Genomic DNA, 20,859 nt, shown 5'->3' on the forward strand with positions numbered 1-20,859 from the left:
TGCTCCGTCGCCTACATGTGGCACGCAACGGCCGCTCCGCGAGGGGCGGCCCTTCTATTTCCGGACTTCACACAAAGGCATTTTCATGGCCGACCAACCCACCCCTCTGATGCCGCATGCGACTGCCACCTGGCTGGTCGACAATACGGGGCTTTCCTTCGAACAGATCGCCGAATTCTGCGGCCTGCACATTCTCGAGGTCCAGGCCATGGCCGATGATCTGGCGGGTAGCAAATATACCGGGCGCGACCCCCTCCATTCGGGCGAATTGACGCAAGAAGAAATCGAGAAGGGCCAGCGGGACCCCGAATACCGGCTCAAGATGCAACGTGCGCCGGTCGCGGTAAGCCGCACGAAGGGCCCACGCTATACGCCGGTGTCCAAGAGGCAGGACAAGCCCGACGGCATTGCCTGGCTGCTGCGCAATCATCCGGAGGTTTCGGACGCGCAGATTTCGAAGCTCATCGGGACGACGCGAAACACGATCACCGCGATTCGCGAGCGTAGCCACTGGAACATCCAGAACATCCAGCCCAAGGACCCGGTGACTCTCGGCCTGTGTTCGCAGCGCGAACTCGATGCGGTCGTCGCCAAGGCAGCGAAGAAGGCCGGTATCGAGGATGAGACTATCCCCGTACAGGCCGGTGGCGGCAGCGATCGTGAAAAACTGATCGAGGAACTGCGCGCCGAACGCGATGCGAACGAAAAGGCTGCGACGGAAGCCGCGCAGGAAGCCGAGGCCGAAGCCTGGCTGACGGCTAAGCGCGCACAAGAGGCCGAAGAGGGTACTTCCGAAGCTTGAGCAACGAAATTGACTGGTAATAGGGCGGGGAAGCAGGTGCTTTCGCGCCCTTTTTGCTTGCGTTTATACCTCTTTTCTCCATGCTATTGACATGGATGTAAATAGTTATCCCTACCACCATCCCACGCCCTGGGACACGCAGTTCCAGGTGGCCAGCCTCCCCGATCTTTTTGGCCGGACGGCGGAGAAGACACCTGACGCAGCATTTCTGCATTTCCTGGGGCGCAGCTACAGCTATCGAGATATCCAGCTGGAAGCACAGCGCTTCGCCGCAGGCCTGATGGCGAGGGGGATCGAGCCCGGCGACCGGGTCGGTCTCTTCCTGCCCAATGTCCCGATTTATGCTTCCGCTTATTATGGTGCGATGATGGCGGGCGCCGTGGTCGTGAACTTCTCCCCCCTCTACACGGTGGAGGAGCTTGCCTGGCAGGTCGAGGATTCGGGCACGCGTCTGCTCGTCACGCTCGACGTCCCGGAACTTTACACGAATGCCGCCAGCGTGCTCGAAGCCTCGGGCTTGGAAACGCTTGTCGTCGGGTCGCTGGCCGCGATGCTACGTTGGTATAAGGGACTGGCGCTGAAGGTGCTCGGCCGCAGCAAGATCGCCAAGGTGAAATACTCAAGCAGCGTAGTGGCGTGGAGCGATGTGCTCACGAACTCAGAAACCGCTTCCTTCCCATCCATCGATGCGGAGCAGGACATTGCCCTGCTCCAATATACGGGCGGCACCACCGGGCGCCCCAAGGGCGCGATGCTGGGCCATTCCCAGCTGGCGATCAATGCCCAGCAGGTAGCCGGGCTCAACCCATACGGGGATCCGGCTAGCGAAATCTTCATGGGAGCACTGCCGTTCTTCCATGTTTTCGCCAATACTGCGCTGCTTAACCACGCGATGGTAACCGGCGCGTCCATCGCCATGGTGCCCCGTTTCGACGCGGCGCAAGTTCTGGATACGATCGAGAGATACAGAGCCACCGGCTTTCCCGGGGTGCCGACCATGTTTCAGGCGCTGCTGGACCATCCGAAGCTGGCCAAGGCCGACGTGTCATCTCTGAAGGTCTGCATCTCGGGCGGTGCGCCAATGCCTGCGCCCGTGCACGATCGTTTCGAAGAGGTAACGGGCATCCGTATCGTCGAGGGATACGGGCTCACTGAAAGTTCGGGGGTCGTCTCCGCCAATCCTTACGAGGGAGTGCGCAAGAAGGGGACGATCGGACAGGTCGTCATGGGCACGGAGATACTTCTGCTCGACAAGGAGGACCCGAACAAGCTGGCTCCGGAAGGCCAGCCCGGTGAACTCGCGGTTCATGGCCCCCAGATCATGCGCGGCTACTGGAACCGGCCCGACACCCATGGCGAGACCTTTGTGGAGCGTGACGGCAAGCGCTGGTTACGCACCGGCGATGTTGCCACCATGGATGAAGACGGGTTTCTCGAAATAGTCGACCGGATCAAGGATATGATTGCGGTAGGCGGCTTCAAGGTGTTTCCGAGCCAGGTCGAGAGTGTCCTGCTCGAGCACGAAGCCGTCAAGGAAGTCCTCGTCATCGGTCGGCCTGATCCGTATCGCGGCGAATCTCCCTACGCCTATGTCGTCCTCCAGCCCGACGCCGAGATTTCGGCCGAGAAGTTGCGTGCCTGGCTCAATGCCCGCGTCGGCAAGCACGAGCGGGTGGAACAGGTCGTCTTGCGCGAGGATTTGCCTAAGACGATGATCGGGAAGCTGGATCGCAAGGCTCTGCGCGCCGAAGTGGCGGCTGAAACGGCTCCGGGATGAGAGAAGGCCGCCCCCGCATGGCGGGAGCGGCCTTCATCCTCTCAACTCGAATGTGATCAGTTCGCCAGTTGCAGCTCCGGCTTGGCATTGCCTTCCGCTCTCGGAGCGGTAGCAGAGGGCGCATTCCTTTTCGGATCGCGATGTGCGAAGCGGCCTTCGACCTGCGCGCCTTGCTCTATGGTCAGCGCGTCGTAGAAGACGTCGCCGGTGATCTTCGCGCTCTTGAGGATCACAAGTTCGCGAGCGGTAATCGAACCTTCGACGGTGCCGGCAAGGCGGGCGCTCTCGGCCTCTACTGCACCGATTACCTTGCTGGTCTCACCCTGCACGAGATTGGTGGAGGCGATATCACCTTCGACATTGCCGTCGATATGGAGATCGGCAGAGGCCTTGATATCGCCCTTGATAGTGAGATCCGAACCGAGGACGGAAAATGTCGAGTTATTCTTGGAAGCCATGGGGGCGCTGCGTCCTGGGTTATTGACCGTTGGCGGCGAGCTTTGGGTCTCGGCGGATTTCTTCGAGAACATTGGGGGCTGTCTCCAGGAATGTGCGGGGATTGACGGCCCGTCCGTTGATGCGGACCTCGAAATGAAGGTGCGGGCCCGTGGATCGACCGGTGCTGCCGATCGCGCCGATGACCTTGCCGGCGATGACAGTATCTCCGACCTTGGCGTCGAAACGCGACATGTGAGCGTAACGGGTCATGAGCCCATTGCCGTGAGTGATCTCAACGGTTTTGCCATAGCCGCCCTTCCAGCCTACAAAACTGACGCGGCCCTTGGAGGCGGCGAAAATCGGTGTGCCCGTTTTCCCGCGGAAGTCGAGACCCGTGTGCATGGCCGGACGACGGTTGAACGGATCACGGCGGTAACCGAACCCGCTGGAGATCATGTTGCGGTTCGCAGGAGCGAATTGCGGGACGCCCTCGAGCGCATTTTCGAGCGCTGTCATGCGCGCCATAGACAGACCGAGGCGTTCGAAACGTGGATCGATGTTGCCTTCGCTGTCTGTCGACAGACCTTCGAGAGGACCACCCATCGCCTGGCGTTCGGACTGACGAATGACCGCATCGGGATTGAGCTCGAATTTCTCGAGCCGGGCGGCGGCCCGCTTTGCGCGCCAATCTGCATAGCGGGTAAGCCCTTCCACGAGTGCAAGCTGGCGTGCTTCGATACGTGCGAGTTCGGCGGCCTGGGGAAACGCGGCGCTGACCTTTTCGACCGTAGCGGCAGTCTCACCGCTCGAATCGCTGACGCGTGTATCGACTTTCATGTCAGCGGGAAGGAGTTCTGCAACGCCTTCGATAAATTCCATGCGACGATTGAGATCCTCGCTCACGTCCTCAAGATTGTCACCGTAAGCGGCGAGGCGCTCCTCCGAAGTGGCAACCCTGGCTTCGCGGTTTTGAAGGCTCATTCGGTCGGCGCTGGCGCTGTACTGCGCCCAGCCTGCAATGACCAACGATGCCGCCCACACAAGCCCAAAGAGAACCACGATAGATGCTGCAAGCTTCTGGATTCTCGAAGAAATAGTAATGAAGCGAACTGTACCTTCCGAACGCATGAAGAATTCGCGATCTGGAAACCAGCTTTCGATACGGCTTTTCCAGCCTGACTTGGCGCGTGAATTGTTCAAACGACCCGTCCCTTGGTCTTTTATCCCTGTGACTGTCGGTATGGGAGATTCCTAACAAAATCGAATCCGGGTTCCCGTAGAATCCACGAGTCGAGCGTTGGATGCGGTGAAGCGTTTCACAGACAGGGAATTTTCGAAAAATTCGAAGTCCAGAAAGTTTCAGCACCTTTAACCTTACCTCTCGATTGACCAGTCTGCCAATTTGCTGACACGCAGGCGCGGGACTGATAGGCGAGTTTCATGAGAAGGGCTGGAAAGCATTGAAGTCGATGGGTTCGCGAGCGACGCGCATCGGCTTGCTGGGAGGCAGCTTCAACCCGGCGCATGGAGGGCACCGGCGGATTTCCCTTTTCGCCCGCGCAGCGCTGGGACTGGACGAGGTCTGGTGGTTGGTATCGCCCGGAAATCCGCTCAAGCCGAAGAAGGGCATGGCCCCGCTTTCAGCGCGCATAAGTGCAGCAATGGCGCAGGCGAAGCGCGCGCCGATCCGAGTGACCGCTATCGAGCGCGAATTGGGAACGCGATACACGGTCGATACGCTGCGCGCTATCCGCAGGCGATATTCCAAGCGTGATTTCGTCTGGCTGATGGGATCGGACAATCTTGCTCAATTCCACCTCTGGAAAGACTGGCGTACGATTGCCCGCACCATGCCGATTGCAGTCATCGGCCGGCCCGGCTATGATGCCGATGCTATCGCAAGCCCCGCGATGGCCTGGTTAAGGCACTATCGCGTGCCATCCGCCAGTTTTGCAAATGGGGGCGAATGGAGTGCACCGGCACTGGTGACATTGCGTTTCGATCCCGATCCGCGTTCGGCCACGGCAATCCGCCGTGCCGACCCCGATTGGGCATTGCGCCATACGGGCTTGTCCCGGCGAGATCAGGTGACACATCGCCTCATACCCTCGGCGGAGGAAACGACCACGCCATGATGCGTGTTGCCGTTTCCCCTCCACTCCCTATCTCAAGGGCTTATACAATCAGGAGTAATACAATCGCCTATGACTCAGGCGCATACAGATCCGGCTGTTTCCGGGACCGCCACGACCAAGGTCGTTCGTATGACTGAATCGGCGAAAGACGAATTGCTCGGCTTTGTACTCGGACAGCTCGATGACGATCAGGCGCAGGATGTCGTTACCATCGACCTTGCAGGAAAGAGCTCCATTGCCGATCATATGGTGATCGCATCGGGCCGGTCGACGAGGCAGGTTGCCTCGATTGCCCAGAAGCTCGCTGAAAAGCTCAAGCAGAGCGGGTACGGCCCGGTAAAGCTCGAAGGGCTTCCCGCGGCAGACTGGGTGCTGCTCGACGCCGGCGATATCGTCGTTCACCTGTTCCGGCCCGAAGTGCGAAGCTTCTATAATCTGGAACGGATGTGGGCGTTCGGCGACGCACCGCCAGTGGCCGGTACGGCGTAGCGCTTCTGCGTGAGCTGCCTCGGGTGTTATCGACGCCAAGTAACGCACTTACGTACCGCTTCCGTATCCGGTCCAGGTCTGAATATGCTTCTTCATGTCATCGCTCGCGGCAAGATTGCTCGATCACCCGAGGCCGATCTGGTAGCGCGCTACGAGAAGCGCCTGGCCTGGCCGATGAAATTCACCGAACTCCCCGACAGCGGAGGGCGCATACCCGAACCGCAGACGCCCTACAAAACCGTGCTTCTGGACGAGCGCGGCCAGGATTTTTCCTCCGAGAAGCTGGCTGGAACCCTTGAGCGCTGGCGCGACGACGGGATGCGCGAGTGTCGCTTTATCCTGGGCGCTGCGGACGGGCATTCGCAGGAAGACCGGCACGATGCCGACCTGCTGCTCGCCTTCGGCAAGGCGACCTGGCCGCACCTGCTTGCGCGCGCCATGTTGGCCGAGCAGCTTTACCGAGCAACTACGATCATCGCCGGTCACCCCTACCATCGGAGCGGATAATCGGGCATCACGCCAGCAGGAAAGCCTGACGTCATGAACCGCACTGCTGCTCTTATCGTTGCTGCCTCTCTGACGATTATCGTTGGGTTGCAGGGCCTTGCGCCGCTGACCGCACAACAATTCTCAGCTTCGACCCGTTCATCAGCTGCACGGGAGGCTCTCGAAATCGCGCGAGTCCAGCAGCGTAGCGCACGCCAGCGAGCCGAACGTCTCGAGGCCGAAGCCCGACGTTCCAGCGAAGCCTCGAGAAAGGCGCGAGCCGCCGCAGCTGCTCTTGCCGCTCGGGTGCAGCAGGCAGAAGCGCGTATCGCTGCCGCTGAAGCCGAACTCGCGATTGTCGAGCGTGAACGACGTACACTTTCGTATGATCTCTCTCAGCGTCGCGAGCCACTCGCGCAGCTCACCGCCGCGCTTCAGACGATGGCGCGTCGGCCGCTCGCGCTCGCTGCGCTACAGCCGGGGTCGCTGCGTGACGTCGTCCATACTCGCGTCGTTCTCGCAAGCGCTATACCCATTGTGCAGCAGCGTACCGCCGGATTGCGCGGCGACCTTGAGCGAGCACGTCGCCTGGAAACGGAAAGTCGCGGCTTCCTGGCTGACCGACGCCGCGCAGAACAAACGCTCGACCGGCGCCGGAGCGATATGCTCGCCTTGGCTGAGAAGGAACGTGTACTCGCCAGGCAGGCGGCGGGAGGGGCGAATCGCGAAGCGGCACTCGCAATCGAGTTGGCGGAAGAGGCGCGCGATCTTGATGCGTTAATATCAAGGCTCGATCAATCGGCGGCCCTGCGTCTGCGCCTTGCCAAACTCGACGGTCCGCTTGTTCGCCCGGCACGCCCGGGTTCGGCTTCGCTACCACCAACCCCCGCTACTTCAACCGCTTCTCGAGTGGATGCCCCTGAAATTTACCTGTTGCCGGTCGCGGGACGTGTCGTTTCGGGATTCGCCGAGACTACCGATAATGGTGGTCGACGTCCCGGCATCTCCATCCTCTCACGCCCGCGGGCGCAAGTGATTGCGCCCGCCAATGGACGGGTCAGCTTCGCCGGGGAGTATGAAGGTTATGGGCGAATTGTCATTCTCGAACATGAAGGCGGCTGGACCAGTCTGGTTACCGGGCTGGGAGCCCTTTCCGTAGACACCGGCCAGCAGCTTACGGCGGGATCTCCGCTTGGTCTTGCCGCTACGATTAATCCCATCACAACTCTCGAACTGAGGCATGATGGCGAACCCGTCAATCCTCTCGACCAGCTGCGTTGATCGGATAGCGAAAGACTACGCAGAAATTCCATCGCCCGCACGGCACTTTTCGGCTCATCTTTCATTCAGTCGCGATGCGCGATAGACTCGCCTTCGGAAACTGGAGATCCGTTTCGATGAACTTTGCCGCCATGGCCCGTTCGGCCGCCCTTGTGACCGCTGTCGCTCTTTTACCAGCAACCACTGCCGGTCTTGCTCGTGTCGAAGGCAGCGCCGGTCCGGAATTTGCGAAACTTTTCGCAGTATATCAAAGGGTCAAGGCAAGTTATGTCGAGCCCGTTGAGGATGACGTGCTCATCAACGGCGCAATCAGCGGAATGCTTGCTGCTCTCGATCCCCACTCGGCCTATCTTGATGGCTCCGACCTCCAGCGGCTCGAAACCATGATCGATGGAAACTATTCGGGCCTTGGTCTCTCTGTTGTCGGCGAAGACGGTGCCGTAAAGGTAATCTCGCCCTTCCGGGGGAGTCCAGCAGACGAAGCCGGGATCAAGGCCGGCGACTATATTACCCATATCGATGGCGAACTGATCTACGGCCTTGATCTCGACGAAGCGGTGGCGCGCATGCGTGGTAAGGCGGGTACCTCGATCCGACTCACTGTATTCCGCCCCGGACGCGAGGAGCCATTCGACCTCGACGTCACGCGCGGCCTGATCGAACTGGAGCCGGTCACCTGGGAATTGCAGGACGGCAACATCGGTCACATCATGATCAACGAGTTTTCGCGCGATGTCGGGAGCGATGTTTTCGCTGCGTGGAAAGACCTGCAAACGCAGGCCACCGGTCGCCTCAACGGACTCGTGCTCGATATGCGCAGCAACCCCGGCGGTTCGCTGGACGAGGCAGTGGCGCTTTCCGATCTGTTCCTGTCGAAGGGCCAGATCGTTTCGCAGCGCGGCCGGGCTCGCGGCGAATCGATAAGTTACGACGCCGAAACCGTCTTTCGCGGAGACATTGCGGAAGATCTGCCGATCGTCGTGCTGATCGACGCCGGCTCAGCCTCGGCAAGCGAGATCGTGGCAGGTGCGCTGCAGGACCATCGCCGCGCCATCGTGATGGGTGAACGCAGCTTCGGCAAGGGTAGTGTTCAGTCGCTGCTCCCCTTGGGCCGCGACGCCGCACTCAAGCTCACGACGGCGCGCTATTACACACCCTCCGGCCATTCGGTGCAGGAGGGTGGGATCAAGCCGGATATCAGGGTTCCGCAGCTATCCGATCCCGATCTCGCCAGCCGCATGAAGTTCACGATGCGGGAAAGCGATTTGCGCGGCCATCTGATAAACGAGCTGGGCATTAAGGACGAAGACCTGGAGAGCGATACACGTACCGATCCACGGTTCCAGCTAACCGCGGAAGAACTCGAAGCACAGGGTATCGAGGACTTCCAGTTGCACTACGCCGTCGAGACGTTGCGCCGCACAAGTCCGCGGTCGGTTGCCTCGCGCACGAAGTGAAGGTAGCGCCTCCAGGGTGAGCATCAATGAAAGCCCGAACCTGCGGATGGCGCAGCGACTGGCGCTGGCAGTCCCGGCGCTGTTGCTCGCGGGTGCTTACCTGTCGCAATACGGTTTCGATCTCTATCCGTGCGAAATGTGTTGGTGGCAGCGCTATCCTCACTTCGCCGCCGTAGCTTTCGCCCTGCTGTCCTTCCTTGCCGCGCCTAAGCGGCTATGGATTGCGCTGGCGGCAGGGGGGCTGCTCACCTCCGGACTTATCGGCCTGTTTCATGCCGGTGTCGAATATGGTTGGTGGGAAGGCGTAACCTCCTGCGCCGCCATTCCGCAGACAGGCGAAGGACAAAGCGCACTCGACGCAATCATGAACGCACCGGTGGTGCGGTGCGACGAAGCGCCGTGGACATTGCTGGGCATCAGTCTTGCCGGCTTCAATTTCCTCATATCCACGGCGACCAGCCTGTTCATATTCAATCTCCTCCGCAAGGAAGGTCGATCATGACCAAAACACCGGACCATATCGCCCGGATGATACGCGTGGATCAGGCGGGAGAGTTCGGGGCGACGCGAATCTATGCTGGCCAACTCGCCGTCATGGGCGATCGTGGGCCCGACTCCGCCGAGATCGCCGGGATGGCGGAGCAGGAGGCTGGCCATCGCGCGAAATTCGATGCCTTGATGGCTCGCCGCGGGGTGCGCCCCACTGCCCTCCAGCCTTTCTGGGATCGTGCGGGTTTCGCACTCGGCGCTGCGACGGCCTTGATCGGACCGGAAGCTGCGATGGCATGCACTGCGGCTGTCGAAACCGAAATCGACCGGCATTATTCCAGGCAACTCGACGAGCTTGAGGAAACCAATGAAGATCCGGAACTCGCCGCCATGATCGAGGAGTTCCGCGAAGACGAGCGTGAGCACCGCGATGCGGCACTGGCCGCAGGCGCAGAGCGCGCACCTGCATATCCCATCCTGTCGGGACTGATTCGCCTGGGTTGCCGGGCGGCCATCAGAATTTCCGAGAGAATCTGACGGGAACGGCAGGTGTCTTTCACTCGCTTCATAGATAGTTCACGCGTTCAGGCGCCTACTAACCGCTACCGCTCACAAGAGGCCATTATGACCAAACCCCTGCTTGCCTTAGTAGCTTTCTCTGCCGCTGCATTCGCAGGACCATCCAATGCGCAGACGCCGGTCGAAACGGGCGATGAAAGTTACAACATGGTCATCGTCTATGGAGATGATGAATGCCCGCAAGGCGATGATGGTATAATCGTGGTTTGTGCGCGACAGGCGGAAAGCGAGCGCTATCGCATACCCGAATCGCAGCGATTTACCGACGGACCGCAGGCCGAAGCCTGGATGAACCGCGTGGAGCGACTGGAAATGGTCGGCGATTTCGGCATTATGTCCTGCTCGCCCGCGGGTGCTGGCGGTTTCACCGGTTGCACGCAGGAAATGATTGCCAAGGCTTATGCCGACAAGGAAAATTCTTCCGCCGTGCGCTTCAGTGAAGTGATCGCGGCCGCGCGCGCTGAACGGCTATCGACGATCGACGAAGACGCCGAGCGCACGCAGGAAGAGGTCGAAATGATCGAGCGCGAATATATGGAGCGCCTCGAGCGGGAACGCGCAACCGCGACGCCCGAAGAAGAACCTCTTCCTCGGCCTGAAGCGAGCGATGCAGAATTGGTTGCAGGCGATCCGGAAGGTTGATTATCTTTATTTCGTAAAGGTTTCTGGTTAGATCATCGGGGTGAGCAAGCCCGCATTCTTACGATCTTCGGTACCCGACCCGAAGCGATCAAACTATTTCCCCTGATCCATGCTTTGGAGGCGGATAGTCGCTTCGATAGTCGCGTATGCGTTTCTGCACAGCATCGTTCGATGCTCGATCAAGTGCTCGCGATTGCCGATATTCGCCCAGACCACGATCTCGACCTGATGACCGAAGGTCAGACGCTCGACGAACTGACTGCGCGGGCGCTCACCGGTATCGGCAAGGTGCTGGATGAGGAAAAGCCCGATTGGGTCGTGGTGCAGGGCGATACCACCACGGTAATGGCCGGTGCGATCGCGGCCTATTACAGGAAGATTCCCGTCTGCCATATCGAGGCGGGGCTGCGTAGCGGCGACATCTACCAACCCTGGCCCGAAGAAGTGAACCGCCGCGTGGTGGGTACTTTCGCCAGGCTTCACTGCACACCGACGCAGACCAGCGCAGACGCGTTGTTGAAAGAGAATGTCGATCCGGCCTGCGTGCATGTCACCGGCAATACGGTGATCGATGCGCTCAAATGGGTAACCGGGCGGATCGAGGCTCAACCCTCGCTCGCCTCGGGCCTTGCTGACCTCGAAAAGCGGTTTGCTGGCAAACGTATCATTGGAATAACCAGCCACAGGCGCGAAAATTTCGGCGAAGGGATGCAGAATATTGCTAATGCGGTTAAGCGTATTGCCTCACGCGATGACATCGCGGTTATTTTCCCTGTCCACATGAACCCGAATGTACGTGCGGTGATGAACGAGCAGCTCGAAGGTCTCGGAAACGTCGCCCTGATCGAACCGCTCGATTATCCCCACTTCGCGCGTCTGCTGGATATCAGCCATCTGATGCTCACCGACAGTGGTGGAGTGCAGGAGGAGGCGCCCGCCCTAGGCAAGCCTGTGCTGGTTATGCGCGAGACCACCGAACGTCCGGAAGGTGTCGAGGCGGGGACCGCCAAGCTGGTTGGAACCGACACGGAGACGATTGTGCGCGAGACCGAGCACCTGCTCGACGACCATGAGGCCTATGCCCTCATGGCCCGCGCGCATAATCCTTTCGGTGATGGTCATTCATCGCAGCGTATTTGCGATCTGCTGGCAGCAGGTTAGGCGCCTAAAGCCTATGGTACTTGCGGTACCACTCAACGAAGCGGGGAATGCCCTGTTCGATTGACGTCGTCGGTTGGTAGCCGATGTCGCGCTGGATAGCGTCGATGTCGGCATAAGTCTTCTCGACGTCGCCCGACTGCATCGGGAGGAACTCTATCTCCGCCTTCCTGCCACAAGCCCCTTCGATCAGTTCGATGACGCGAGTCAGTTTTTCACTGCGGTGATTACCGATGTTGTAAAGTGCGTGGGATTTGACGCTTCCACCTGCCTTTTCCGTGCCATCATCGGCCGGCGGGCTATCGAGGCAGGCGACTACGCCGTTCACGATGTCGTCGATAAAGGTGAAGTCGCGCCACATTTCGCCGTTGTTGAAGACCTGTATGGCTCGTCCGGCAAGGATTGCATCGGTGAAAAGCCAAAGCGCCATGTCCGGACGGCCCCAAGGTCCGTAGACGGTAAAGAAGCGCAGGCCTGTGAGCGGAATGCGATAGAGATGGGCGTAAGTCTCGCTCATGAGTTCGTCGGCGCGCTTCGTCGCTGCGTAGAGCGAGACGGGATGGTCGGTGCGGTCTTCCACCGCGAAAGGCAGCGTTTCGTTGCCACCATAGACGCTCGAAGAACTGGCATAGACCATATGGCCGATCGTGCGGTGCCGTGCCACCTCGAGCAGGTTGAGATGGCCCATCAGGTTGGCTTCGACATAGGCGCGAGGGTTTTCGAGGCTATAGCGTACACCGGCCTGCGCGCCGAGATGGACGATGCTGTCGAAAGCCTTGCCTTCAAGCGCTGCTGAGAGCATCTCCCAGTCGGAAAAGTCGATATGCTTGAAGGCAAATCGTCCCTGCGCACCCGCCTCTACATTCGCGAGGCGATCTTTCTTCAGCGAGACCGGATAATACTCGTTGAGACTGTCGATACCCAGAACCTCGTCACCTCGCGCGCATAGGCGTTCGGCCACGGCCGCGCCGATGAAGCCTGCCGCTCCGGTGACGAGTACTCTTGCCATATCAGTTCTTCTCGATCGTGATGTCGGGCGCGTCTTCCTGTTTCATGCCTACAACGTGATAGCCGGCATCGACGTGATGTGTCTCGCCCGTCACACCCGAAGATAGGTCGGAAAGGAGGTATAGGCCGGAGCCACCCACGTCCTCGATTGTGACGTTCCGGCGGAGCGGCGAGTTATACTCGTTCCACTTGAGGATATAACGGAAGTCGCCGATCCCGCTCGCGGCCAATGTCTTGATCGGACCGGCGCTGATCGCGTTCACCCGGATGTTCTCGGGGCCGAGATCGTTGGCGAGATACTGCACGCTCGTCTCCAGCGCCGCCTTGGCAACGCCCATGACGTTGTAATGCGGGATGACTTTTTCCGCGCCGTAGTAGGTCAGCGTAAGGATGCTACCGCCATCGGTCATCATCTCGCGCGCCCGCTTGGCGACTGCGACCAGCGAGTAAGCGGAGATGTTCATCGTCATCAGGAAATTGTCGAGACTGGTATCGACGTATTTCCCGCGTAGTTCGCTCTTGTCCGAAAAGCCGATGGCGTGAACCACGAAATCGATCGTGTTCCAGCGCTGTTTCAGCGTGTCGAATGCGCGATCAAGCGCTTCCATGTCCGAAACATCGCACTCGAAGATAAAGTCGCTGCCAAGCTGCTCTGCCAGCGGTCCAACGCGCTTTTTCAGCGCTTCGCCCTGATAGGAAAATGCCATTTCTGCCCCGTGTTCGTGCAGCTTCTTGGCGATACCCCAGGCCAGCGACTTGTCGTTGGCCAGACCCATGATGAGGCCGCGCTTGCCCTCCATAAGACCGGTCATTCCACGTTTCCTTCCTGCTCTTCCTGCATTTCCTTCGCGAGTTCGACCCTGCGCCCCTCGTCCGCCTGTCCGATCAGGTTCATTTCTTCTTCGGGCGTTTCCGCAAGTGCAGCGTTGAGTTCCGCGCCGATAACCACACCGAGGCCGACAAGCCAGAAAAAGAACAGTGCGACCATCACACCGGCCAGTCCGCCATAGGTCAGATCATAAGCGAAGAAGCTGGTCAGCACTGCCGGCATGATGGTGGTTACGGCGATCCACCAAAGAGTCGTCAGCAGCACTCCCGGCCATTTGGGATAGCGCCGCCGGCGATATTCGGATGGAGTAAGGGTGTAGAAGATGAGATAGAGAGAGCCGAACAGGCCCAGTGCGGGGACAATGCGCGAAAGTTGCAGTTCGAGTACCCTGTCAACCAGGTCGGGGAAATAGGCCTCGATGATCTCCTGCGCTGCGCCGATCACGAACTGGGCCATCAGGCTGAGCATGAGCAGCAGCACCGCGCCAAGGATCACCCCGGTCGAGAACAATCGGTATTTCCAGAACGCCTCTGTGGCCTCGGTTCCGTAGGCACGGCGGAGTATATCCCGAATGGTCTCGACGAGACTTCCCACGGTCCACAGCGCGACGAAAGCACCCGCCCACAGCAACCACCCGCTACGTGCCTGGATTACATCCCGCGCAACGGGCTCGATGACGTTGCCGACCACCGGGGGCAGGGCAAAAAGTACTGCGTTGATCGTCGCCGCACGCTCGCTTTCCTCGCCTATGGCGGAAAAGATCGCAGCGCCGAGGATGAAGAAGGGGAAGATCGACAGCATTGCCAGATAGGCAAGATTGCCGGCATGGATGAAACCGTCGTTATAGGTGCCGACCAGGGTTCGCTTGGCCACTTCCCAGACGCGAGTTCCCGGACCGACGTGCTTCTTGATCCGCCCGCGCAGGTGCTGTGCCTGTTTCCGGCGCGCCTCAGGAGAGAGCGACCGGATCTGGCGCTCCTTCGGTTCTGGAGGATCGGATTCGTACAGGCTTACGCTCCGAGATCGGCTCGCGGGTTGCTTTCGTCCTTCCATCCCTCGAGCCGCTTGGCAAGATCGGCGAGGTCTTGCGGAAGCTGAATTTCGAGCGTGACGAGCTGGTCTCCGCGGCTACCATCCTTCTTGGTGAATCCCTTGCCTTTCAGGCGAAGAACGGTTCCGCCATCGGTTCCAGGCTTGATCGTCATCATCACCGGTCCATCGACCGTCGGGACGCGCACCTTCCCGCCGTTCACTGCCTCGTCGAGCGTGATCGGTAGATCGCAGCGCACATCGGAGCCGTCCCGCGCGAAGAGCTTGTGCCTGTCGACCTTGATCGTCACCAATCCGTCGCCGGCGCCCCCCGGCCCCTGCTGCCCCTTCCCCTTGAGCCGCATCTGCGTTCCGTCTTCCAGCCCCTTGGGAAGCTTGAGATCGATGGTTTTGCCGTCGGCCAGAGTGATGCGCTGGTCCTTGAGGGTTGCCGCATCCACGAACGGGACGCGCAGGGTGTAACCGATATCCGCACCTTTTCTGGGGGGAGGGGCGTGACGACCGCCGAACGGATCGCCGCCCATCCCGCCGGGACGGGCGGTTCCGCGCGCACGACCGCCACCGAACAGCCCTTCGAAGATGTCGCCGAGATCGACTTGCTCGTTGCCGAAACCTTGGAAATCTTCTGCCCGGAAACCTCGCTGACCTCCCGCACTTCCACTGAAGCCGCCACGCGAGTTACCGCCCATCCCGGCGAAGGGATTGGCCGGATTGCCTTCCATATCTATCTCGCCGCGATCGAACTGGGCGCGCTTGTCCTTGTCGGACAAAAGGTCGTAGGCCTTTGTGATGTCCGAAAACTTCTCGGCCGCTTTGGGATTGTCCTTGTTGCGGTCGGGATGCAGTTCCTTTGCCAGCTTGCGATAGGCGCTCTTGATGTCCTTTTCGCTCGCGCTACGCGTTATACCGAGGGTGGAATATGGGTCTGCCATGGTGTGTTAGCTAGTTGCGACGCTTCACGCGCGCAAGCAGAGAGCCTTTCATACGATTGTCAGCAGGGTTAGGAATGCCGGTCATGTTTATGCCCAATCCCCCGAAATCCGCCGAAGTTCCGGCTTTCGCGCATGAAATCGCCTGGGCTGTGTTTTTGTCTCTGGGCAGCATACCAGGTGTTCCATTCTGCAGGAGCGGGCGATGAATGAGGCTGAAAGCGCAATTCCGGTCACGGATCCCTTCACGCTATTCGAAACCTGGTTCGCCGAGGCCAGGAAGGCCGAACCGAACGATCCGAACGCCATGGCACTGGCAACCGCGACTCCCGACGGACGACCCTCGGTTCGTATGGTCCTTTTGAAGGGCCACGGTAGCCAATGGGGTGGAGGTGGAGGTTTCGTTTTCTACACCAATGCCGAAAGCCGTAAGGGCGAAGAAATCCGCGCGAATATGCAGGCGGCCTTGCTGTTCCACTGGAAAAGTCTGCGCCGCCAGATCCGCATAGAGGGCATGCTTGCGGAGGTGAGCGAGGAACAGGCCGACAGCTATTTCCATTCGCGCCCGCGCGCATCCCAGATCGGATCCGCGGCTAGCGACCAGTCACGTCCGCTTCCCGATCGCCAGCTTTATCTCGAGCGGGTTGCAGCGCTGGAGAAGCGATATCCCGAAGGCGATATTCCGCGTCCCCAGCATTGGACGGGTTACTTGCTGACCCCGCACACGATCGAATTCTGGCGCGACCGCGAGTTCCGTCTTCACGACCGCAGGCAATTCACCCGCGAAGGTCCGGATGGCACGTGGTCGAACACGCTACTCTATCCGTGAAGATCCGGCCATGACCGACCAACGCACCCGTCTCGCCCGCTCTGCGGCTATAGCCTCGATCACGGTCGCGGTAATCCTCGTCGCCCTGAAAAGCTGGGCGAGCTGGCGCACCGGTTCAACCGCCATGCTCGGCAGCCTGGCCGATTCGACGCTCGACCTGATTGCCAGCATCGCCACCCTCACCGGCGTTTGGATCGCTTCCATGCCGGCCGATGAGGACCACCGCTTCGGCCACGGCAAGGCCGAAGCTTTGGCGGCAATCTTCCAGGTGATGCTGATCGCGTTGTCCGCCTTCGGGATTGCAGTGCAGGCGATCAGTCAGTTGGCTCAAGGTGGCCAGACTGCCGCTGCCGAGGAAGGAATTGCGGTTTCGGTTGTTGCGATTGTGCTCACCTTTGCGCTGCTCGGCTGGCAGCGGCATGTTATGCGCCGGACGCGCAGTCTCGCAATTCAGACCGACCATCTGCATTACAAGTCGGACCTGTTGCTCAACGTGGCAGTCATCGCGGCCTTGATGCTTGATCAATATGCCGGATTTGGCCTGGCCGATCCGCTATTCGGTCTTGCCATCGCCGCCTGGCTGGGCTGGGGGGCATTCAACGCAGCGCGCGAAGCGGTCGACGATCTGATGGACCGCGAATGGCCAGAAGAGAAGCGTCTCGCTTTTGTGGAGGCCGCTGCCGAACACCCCGAGCTATCCAACCTTCATGACCTGCGCACGCGCACCAGCGGCAACCGCGACTTCGTGCAGTTCCATGTCGACCTGCCGGGCAGCATGACCGTCGGGCAGGCGCACGATATCATCGAGCGTGTCGAGAAAGACCTGTGCCGCCGCTTCCCTGCCATGGAGCTCTTGATCCACATCGATCCGAAAGGCCATGTGGATGAGCCCGGCAACCCGCTCGTCGAGGAAAACGAGTTCGCCAAACTGGATCCGGAAGACTGATGAAGCTGCCCTATACCCATGTCGATGCCTTTGCCTCGCGGCCCTTTACCGGGAACCAGGCGGCGGTGATGCCGCTGGAGAGCTGGCTGGACGGTGCCACGCTGCAAGCCATTGCGGAAGAAAACAACTTCGCCGAAACCGCCTTTCTTGCGAAGGATCAGACGGGTGAGGCTGATTGGGAGCTACGCTGGTTCACGCCAACGGAAGAAGTGCGCCTGTGCGGCCATGCGACCCTGGCAAGCGGACATGTCCTGCTGGAGCGGGACGGGGGCGAGCGGGTCACCTTCCGCACCTGCAAGGCGGGCAACCTCGAGGTGAGGCGGTGCGATGCAGGGTACGAACTGGCTCTTCCGCTCATCCCTACCATCCAGGGCGAATGGAGCGAGGCCGTGGCGCTACTTCGTTCGGAGCCGGAAGAGGTCTGGCTCAATCCCGACGGATACGGCATCTACCTTTACAGAACCGAAGACGAGGTGCGCGCGCTCGACCCGGACCTGAAAGGTCTCGCGGCGCTCGGGAACGACCAGTTCATTTGTACTGCGCCTGGCTCGGATACCGATATCGTCAGCCGTGTCTTTGTCCCCGGGGGCGGAGTGGACGAGGACAGCTTCACCGGGTCTGCCCATGCCTGTCTCACCCATTTCTGGACCGAACGGCTGGGGCGCGGAAGCTTCAGTGCCTATCAGGCATCGACGCGGGGCGGTCACGCGCGATGCCGCCGCGAAGGCGACAAGGCGGTTCTGGGCGGGAACTGTGTCACCGTGGTCGAGGGAAGCTTCTATCTGCCCTCGGCCGGGTAAAGTTCCACAATATCGGCCAGTTGCTGCAGCATGGCTTTGCGTTCTTCGGTATTGGAATGACCGAGGCGCACCACGGTCAGCCCCTGTTCCGGTGAAACGAACACATATTGGCCCATATGACCGATCATCGAAAAGGCCGAGTGCGGCGCGCGATCGGGGAACAGCGGGTGAGCCTCATCGCCCGTCGGCCGGTTGAGCCAGGTCTGGAGGCCGTACTGCGGTGAACCGGGACTGGGTTGGACCATTTGGGCCACCCAGCTTCGCGGAACGAGCTGTTCGCCCCGATGCGAGCCCTTGCGCCGCATCAGTTCGCCCAGCTTCGCCCAGTCGCGCGCAGTGGCATGCATCAGGCTTCCGCCGATCAATGTTCCTGCGCGGTCGAATTCGGGAACCATGGAAGTGGCGCCGAGCGGCTCGAACAGGCGCGCGGACAGGTAATCCTTCACCGCACGGCGCCGCGCCTCGGCATGCCCGGCGTCGGACAGCACACGCGCGGCGATATCGGCAAGAATCACCGTGGTATTGGAAGAATATTCGAACTTCTCGCCCGGCTCGGCCTCGGGTGGTTGGGCAGTGGCATAGTCCGCCATGTCGTCCCGTCCGTCGAGAAAGAGCATTCGCACCTCGCTACTCTCATAGGGCGGGTCGCCCGCTTCGGTGTGCTCCAGCCCGCTGCGCATCTGCAGCAAATGCCGCAAGGTAATATCCGCGCGAGGGTCTCCGCTGCGCTGCCAGCGGGGGACGGGAGCGGGCTGGTCGAGCCGCAGCAAACCATCGCCGACGAGCTGGCCGATCATCAGCGCGGTGACCGTCTTGGCCATCGACCAGCTGACGAAGCGCGTGTCTGGATCGTAGCCTTCGCCGTACCGCTCGGCTGCGATCGTACCGTCATGCAGCACGATCAATGCGCGTGTTTCGCCGAGGCCCTCCATCCTGAAAAGATCGTCGATCTCGCGCGCGAGCGCCTTGGTTGGCGCGCCCGGATTTTCGGTTACTGCAGCCAGCGCTTCCTCGCTCAGCGGAGGTTCTTCCGCCGGGCCGGGCGAACCGCATGCGGCAAGGCTTGTGGTGGCAAGGACAAGAGCGATAAGGGGGTGCGACCGCGGGAACATGCCCGCGTCACTCGCATGAGGAAATAACGCGCGCAATGGCGAAAAAACGCTCTCTCTTCTCCCGCTGGTGGTTCTGGCTCGCCCTGGTTGTCATGGTGGCGCTCGCGGCGACCTGGTTTGCCTATGGGGAAGCGGCTACGCGTACCGGAGAGGCGGGAACGGCCTATGCTGCGCGGGTCGGCTGTTCATGTCGCTTCGTAGCTGGCCGCAGCCTCGAAGATTGCGCCAAGGACAAGCTGGAAGGCATGGAGCTGGTTTCGCTAAGCGCGAACGAGACGACGAGGAGCGTTTCCGCTTCGATACCCTTCATCGCCTCCGATACGGCGAGCTATCGCGAGGGCTACGGCTGCGTGCTGCAGAAGTGGGAAGACTAGGCCGCGCAGCGCGTGGTCGAATCGATCCATCCGCCGCCGACCACCCGGTCGCCGGCATAGATCACCGCGGCCTGCCCGGGGGCAACGCCATATTCGGGTGTTTCGAAGCGAATGCTGGTCGCCGCCCCGCCGCCGAGTGGCCCTTCGAGAGTGACCGGCACGGGCTTGGCGAGGCTGCGGACCTTGGCGGTCAGGGGGACATCGGGAAGCGGCCCGATGCGGTTGGTTTCGACAAGCCTGGCTTCCTCGACGGCCAGCATGCGCTTGGGTCCAACCTTCACCTGCGCTTCGGCGGCGTCGATGCCGACGACATATAGCGGCTCGGGCTGGCCGCCGATCTCCAGGCCGCGGCGCTGGCCGACAGTGTAATGGATCACGCCGCGATGTTCGCCCAGTTCTTCGCCGGTCGAGGCGTGAATGATGGCGCCCGGACGCGCGCCTTCGGGACGCATCTTCCTGACGATCTTCGCATAATCGCCGTCGGGTACGAAGCAGATATCCTGGCTGTCGGGCTTGGCCGCATTGCGCAGACCAGATGCTTCGGCCAATTCGCGTACCTCGCTCTTTGGCAGGCCGCCCAAGGGAAAGCGCAGGTAGTCGAGCTGGTTCTCGGTCGTTGCGTAGAGGAAATAGGACTGGTCGCGGGCGGGATCGGTGGCGCGATGCAGTTCCGCGCCGGCCGGCCCCATCATGCGCTGCACGTAATGGCCGGTGGCGAGGCAATCCGCCCCAAGTTCGTGCGCCATGGCAAAGAGGTCGGTGAATTTGGGTCCCATGTTGCAACGGATGCAGGGGACGGGCGTGCGACCAGCCAGATATTCGTCGGCAAAGGCTTCGACCACTTCCTCGCGAAACGCGCTTTCGTGGTCGGAAACGTAATGTGCGATTTCCAGCCGGTCGGCAACGGCGCGCGCATCGGCGATGTCGTCGCCGGCGCAGCACGCGCCCTTGCGGCCTGTTGCTGCTCCATAGTCGTAAAGCTGCAGGGTAATGCCGATGACCTCGGCCCCGCTCTTGGCTGCCAGCGCCGCCACAACCGACGAATCCACACCCCCCGACATAGCGACTACGATCCGGCTTTCGGATGCAGGCTTATCAAGGTCGAACAGCCCGGCGGCACTTGCCGGGTCGAGGAGGCGGGATTCGGGCATGCTTGCCCCTTACACGTCCGCGCCGTTCGCCTCCAGCCCTTAGCTGGCTGCGCGGCCAAACATGATTCACACATACTTTACCATGTAAGCCTATCAAC

The 20,859-nt window shown here is 60.7% G+C and carries 23 protein-coding genes; 15 read left to right on the forward strand and 8 right to left on the reverse strand.

Going from position 1 to position 20,859, the window contains the following annotated elements; translation table 11 throughout:
* Positions 1–85 precede the first annotated feature (85 nt).
* Positions 86–802: a DUF1013 domain-containing protein gene (locus AC13CE_RS08050; protein ID WP_482972094.1), complete on the forward strand. Its 717-nt coding sequence runs from the start codon at positions 86–88 to the stop codon at positions 800–802.
* 91 nt (positions 803–893) lie between these two features.
* The gene (locus AC13CE_RS08055) at positions 894–2,579 is read left to right on the forward strand and encodes a long-chain-fatty-acid--CoA ligase (RefSeq protein WP_482972095.1); all 1,686 of its coding nucleotides are present in this window, start codon (positions 894–896) and stop codon (positions 2,577–2,579) included.
* Positions 2,580–2,635: 56 nt separating this feature from the next.
* On the opposite strand, the gene AC13CE_RS08060 is transcribed toward AC13CE_RS08055, so the two are convergent.
* Positions 2,636–3,037, reverse strand: a complete 402-nt coding sequence (locus tag AC13CE_RS08060; protein ID WP_482972096.1) for a bactofilin family protein — start codon at positions 3,035–3,037, stop codon at positions 2,636–2,638.
* 19 nt (positions 3,038–3,056) lie between these two features.
* Positions 3,057–4,217: a peptidoglycan DD-metalloendopeptidase family protein gene (locus AC13CE_RS08065; RefSeq protein ID WP_482972097.1), complete on the reverse strand. Its 1,161-nt coding sequence runs from the start codon at positions 4,215–4,217 to the stop codon at positions 3,057–3,059.
* 269 nt (positions 4,218–4,486) lie between these two features.
* Between AC13CE_RS08065 and AC13CE_RS08070 the strand changes: the two genes are divergently transcribed.
* The 9 genes from AC13CE_RS08070 to wecB all read left to right on the forward strand — a co-directional run bounded on the left by AC13CE_RS08070 (position 4,487) and on the right by wecB (position 11,736).
* Positions 4,487–5,152: a nicotinate-nucleotide adenylyltransferase gene (locus AC13CE_RS08070; protein ID WP_482972098.1), complete on the forward strand. Its 666-nt coding sequence runs from the start codon at positions 4,487–4,489 to the stop codon at positions 5,150–5,152.
* Between the two features lie 129 nt (positions 5,153–5,281).
* Positions 5,282–5,641, forward strand: coding sequence for a ribosome silencing factor (gene rsfS / locus AC13CE_RS08075; RefSeq protein ID WP_473821201.1), 360 nt, complete (start codon positions 5,282–5,284; stop codon positions 5,639–5,641).
* A gap of 84 nt (positions 5,642–5,725) precedes the next feature.
* The gene (locus AC13CE_RS08080) at positions 5,726–6,148 is read left to right on the forward strand and encodes a 23S rRNA (pseudouridine(1915)-N(3))-methyltransferase RlmH (protein ID WP_482972099.1); all 423 of its coding nucleotides are present in this window, start codon (positions 5,726–5,728) and stop codon (positions 6,146–6,148) included.
* A 33-nt stretch (positions 6,149–6,181) separates the two neighbouring features.
* A complete protein-coding gene (locus AC13CE_RS08085; protein WP_482972100.1) occupies positions 6,182–7,408 on the forward strand; it encodes a murein hydrolase activator EnvC family protein in 1,227 nt (408 codons plus the stop codon).
* A 116-nt stretch (positions 7,409–7,524) separates the two neighbouring features.
* Positions 7,525–8,865: a S41 family peptidase gene (locus tag AC13CE_RS08090; RefSeq protein WP_482972137.1), complete on the forward strand. Its 1,341-nt coding sequence runs from the start codon at positions 7,525–7,527 to the stop codon at positions 8,863–8,865.
* 16 nt (positions 8,866–8,881) lie between these two features.
* The gene (locus AC13CE_RS08095; RefSeq protein ID WP_221538202.1) at positions 8,882–9,367 is read left to right on the forward strand and encodes a disulfide bond formation protein B; all 486 of its coding nucleotides are present in this window, start codon (positions 8,882–8,884) and stop codon (positions 9,365–9,367) included.
* The gene (locus AC13CE_RS08100; RefSeq protein ID WP_221538203.1) at positions 9,364–9,891 is read left to right on the forward strand and encodes a demethoxyubiquinone hydroxylase family protein; all 528 of its coding nucleotides are present in this window, start codon (positions 9,364–9,366) and stop codon (positions 9,889–9,891) included. The genes AC13CE_RS08095 and AC13CE_RS08100 overlap by 4 nt, the downstream gene beginning before the upstream one ends.
* Positions 9,892–9,978: 87 nt before the next feature.
* A complete protein-coding gene (locus tag AC13CE_RS08105) occupies positions 9,979–10,575 on the forward strand; it encodes a hypothetical protein (protein ID WP_482972101.1) in 597 nt (198 codons plus the stop codon).
* A gap of 54 nt (positions 10,576–10,629) precedes the next feature.
* Entirely contained in the window at positions 10,630–11,736 is a 1,107-nt protein-coding gene (gene wecB, locus AC13CE_RS08110) for a non-hydrolyzing UDP-N-acetylglucosamine 2-epimerase (protein WP_482972138.1), read from the forward strand.
* A 4-nt stretch (positions 11,737–11,740) separates the two neighbouring features.
* Here wecB and AC13CE_RS08115 read toward each other — a convergent pair whose 3' ends face one another.
* The 4 genes from AC13CE_RS08115 to AC13CE_RS08130 all read right to left on the reverse strand — a co-directional run bounded on the left by AC13CE_RS08115 (position 11,741) and on the right by AC13CE_RS08130 (position 15,552).
* Positions 11,741–12,742, reverse strand: coding sequence for a GDP-mannose 4,6-dehydratase (locus tag AC13CE_RS08115; RefSeq protein WP_482972102.1), 1,002 nt, complete (start codon positions 12,740–12,742; stop codon positions 11,741–11,743).
* Between the two features lies 1 nt (position 12,743).
* On the reverse strand, positions 12,744–13,553 hold the full coding sequence (gene fabI, locus AC13CE_RS08120) for an enoyl-ACP reductase FabI (protein WP_482972103.1): 810 nt from the start codon (positions 13,551–13,553) through the stop codon (positions 12,744–12,746).
* Positions 13,550–14,443 carry a YihY/virulence factor BrkB family protein gene (locus AC13CE_RS08125; protein WP_482972104.1) on the reverse strand — a complete coding sequence of 298 codons (894 nt, stop codon included), beginning with the start codon at positions 14,441–14,443 and terminating at the stop codon, positions 13,550–13,552. Before AC13CE_RS08125 ends, fabI begins: the two co-directional genes overlap by 4 nt.
* Before the next feature lie 137 nt (positions 14,444–14,580).
* Positions 14,581–15,552: a DnaJ C-terminal domain-containing protein gene (locus tag AC13CE_RS08130; protein ID WP_482972105.1), complete on the reverse strand. Its 972-nt coding sequence runs from the start codon at positions 15,550–15,552 to the stop codon at positions 14,581–14,583.
* Positions 15,553–15,754: 202 nt separating this feature from the next.
* Between AC13CE_RS08130 and pdxH the strand changes: the two genes are divergently transcribed.
* The 3 genes from pdxH to AC13CE_RS08145 are packed head-to-tail and all read left to right on the forward strand — an operon-like array spanning position 15,755 to position 18,124.
* A complete protein-coding gene (pdxH, locus tag AC13CE_RS08135; protein WP_482972106.1) occupies positions 15,755–16,378 on the forward strand; it encodes a pyridoxamine 5'-phosphate oxidase in 624 nt (207 codons plus the stop codon).
* 10 nt (positions 16,379–16,388) lie between these two features.
* Positions 16,389–17,324, forward strand: a complete 936-nt coding sequence (locus AC13CE_RS08140; RefSeq protein ID WP_473822104.1) for a cation diffusion facilitator family transporter — start codon at positions 16,389–16,391, stop codon at positions 17,322–17,324.
* Positions 17,324–18,124: a PhzF family phenazine biosynthesis protein gene (locus AC13CE_RS08145; protein ID WP_473822103.1), complete on the forward strand. Its 801-nt coding sequence runs from the start codon at positions 17,324–17,326 to the stop codon at positions 18,122–18,124. The genes AC13CE_RS08140 and AC13CE_RS08145 overlap by 1 nt, the downstream gene beginning before the upstream one ends.
* On the opposite strand, the gene AC13CE_RS08150 is transcribed toward AC13CE_RS08145, so the two are convergent.
* On the reverse strand, positions 18,103–19,236 hold the full coding sequence (locus tag AC13CE_RS08150; RefSeq protein ID WP_482972107.1) for a serine hydrolase domain-containing protein: 1,134 nt from the start codon (positions 19,234–19,236) through the stop codon (positions 18,103–18,105). The two genes, AC13CE_RS08145 and AC13CE_RS08150, sit on opposite strands and share 22 nt — an antisense overlap.
* Before the next feature lie 35 nt (positions 19,237–19,271).
* On the opposite strand from AC13CE_RS08150, the gene AC13CE_RS08155 reads away from it, so the two are divergent.
* Positions 19,272–19,610, forward strand: a complete 339-nt coding sequence (locus AC13CE_RS08155) for a hypothetical protein (protein WP_473820838.1) — start codon at positions 19,272–19,274, stop codon at positions 19,608–19,610.
* Here the strand turns inward: AC13CE_RS08155 and mnmA are convergent.
* A complete protein-coding gene (mnmA, locus tag AC13CE_RS08160) occupies positions 19,607–20,761 on the reverse strand; it encodes a tRNA 2-thiouridine(34) synthase MnmA (RefSeq protein ID WP_482972108.1) in 1,155 nt (384 codons plus the stop codon). The two genes, AC13CE_RS08155 and mnmA, sit on opposite strands and share 4 nt — an antisense overlap.
* Between the last annotated feature and the right edge of the window lie 98 nt (positions 20,762–20,859).

The sequence above is a fragment of the Qipengyuania sp. B-5 genome, from assembly GCF_056857815.1.

Bases quoted from the DNA above. Each gene is read 5' to 3' on its own strand.
- AC13CE_RS08130 (WP_482972105.1), bottom strand. From the start codon at position 15,552: ATGGCAGACCCATATTCCACCCTCGGTATAACGCGTAGCGCGAGCGAA.
- AC13CE_RS08150 (WP_482972107.1), bottom strand. From the start codon at position 19,236: ATGTTCCCGCGGTCGCACCCCCTTATCGCTCTTGTCCTTGCCACCACA.
- AC13CE_RS08050 (WP_482972094.1), top strand. From the start codon at position 86: ATGGCCGACCAACCCACCCCTCTGATGCCGCATGCGACTGCCACCTGG.
- AC13CE_RS08145 (WP_473822103.1), top strand. From the start codon at position 17,324: ATGAAGCTGCCCTATACCCATGTCGATGCCTTTGCCTCGCGGCCCTTT.
- AC13CE_RS08070 (WP_482972098.1), top strand. From the start codon at position 4,487: ATGGGTTCGCGAGCGACGCGCATCGGCTTGCTGGGAGGCAGCTTCAAC.
- AC13CE_RS08090 (WP_482972137.1), top strand. From the start codon at position 7,525: ATGAACTTTGCCGCCATGGCCCGTTCGGCCGCCCTTGTGACCGCTGTC.
- AC13CE_RS08105 (WP_482972101.1), top strand. From the start codon at position 9,979: ATGACCAAACCCCTGCTTGCCTTAGTAGCTTTCTCTGCCGCTGCATTC.
- pdxH (WP_482972106.1), top strand. From the start codon at position 15,755: ATGAATGAGGCTGAAAGCGCAATTCCGGTCACGGATCCCTTCACGCTA.
- AC13CE_RS08100 (WP_221538203.1), top strand. From the start codon at position 9,364: ATGACCAAAACACCGGACCATATCGCCCGGATGATACGCGTGGATCAG.
- AC13CE_RS08080 (WP_482972099.1), top strand. From the start codon at position 5,726: ATGCTTCTTCATGTCATCGCTCGCGGCAAGATTGCTCGATCACCCGAG.
- rsfS (WP_473821201.1), top strand. From the start codon at position 5,282: ATGACTGAATCGGCGAAAGACGAATTGCTCGGCTTTGTACTCGGACAG.
- mnmA (WP_482972108.1), bottom strand. From the start codon at position 20,761: ATGCCCGAATCCCGCCTCCTCGACCCGGCAAGTGCCGCCGGGCTGTTC.
- AC13CE_RS08140 (WP_473822104.1), top strand. From the start codon at position 16,389: ATGACCGACCAACGCACCCGTCTCGCCCGCTCTGCGGCTATAGCCTCG.
- AC13CE_RS08155 (WP_473820838.1), top strand. From the start codon at position 19,272: ATGGCGAAAAAACGCTCTCTCTTCTCCCGCTGGTGGTTCTGGCTCGCC.
- AC13CE_RS08055 (WP_482972095.1), top strand. From the start codon at position 894: ATGGATGTAAATAGTTATCCCTACCACCATCCCACGCCCTGGGACACG.
- fabI (WP_482972103.1), bottom strand. From the start codon at position 13,553: ATGACCGGTCTTATGGAGGGCAAGCGCGGCCTCATCATGGGTCTGGCC.
- AC13CE_RS08085 (WP_482972100.1), top strand. From the start codon at position 6,182: ATGAACCGCACTGCTGCTCTTATCGTTGCTGCCTCTCTGACGATTATC.
- AC13CE_RS08060 (WP_482972096.1), bottom strand. From the start codon at position 3,037: ATGGCTTCCAAGAATAACTCGACATTTTCCGTCCTCGGTTCGGATCTC.
- AC13CE_RS08115 (WP_482972102.1), bottom strand. From the start codon at position 12,742: ATGGCAAGAGTACTCGTCACCGGAGCGGCAGGCTTCATCGGCGCGGCC.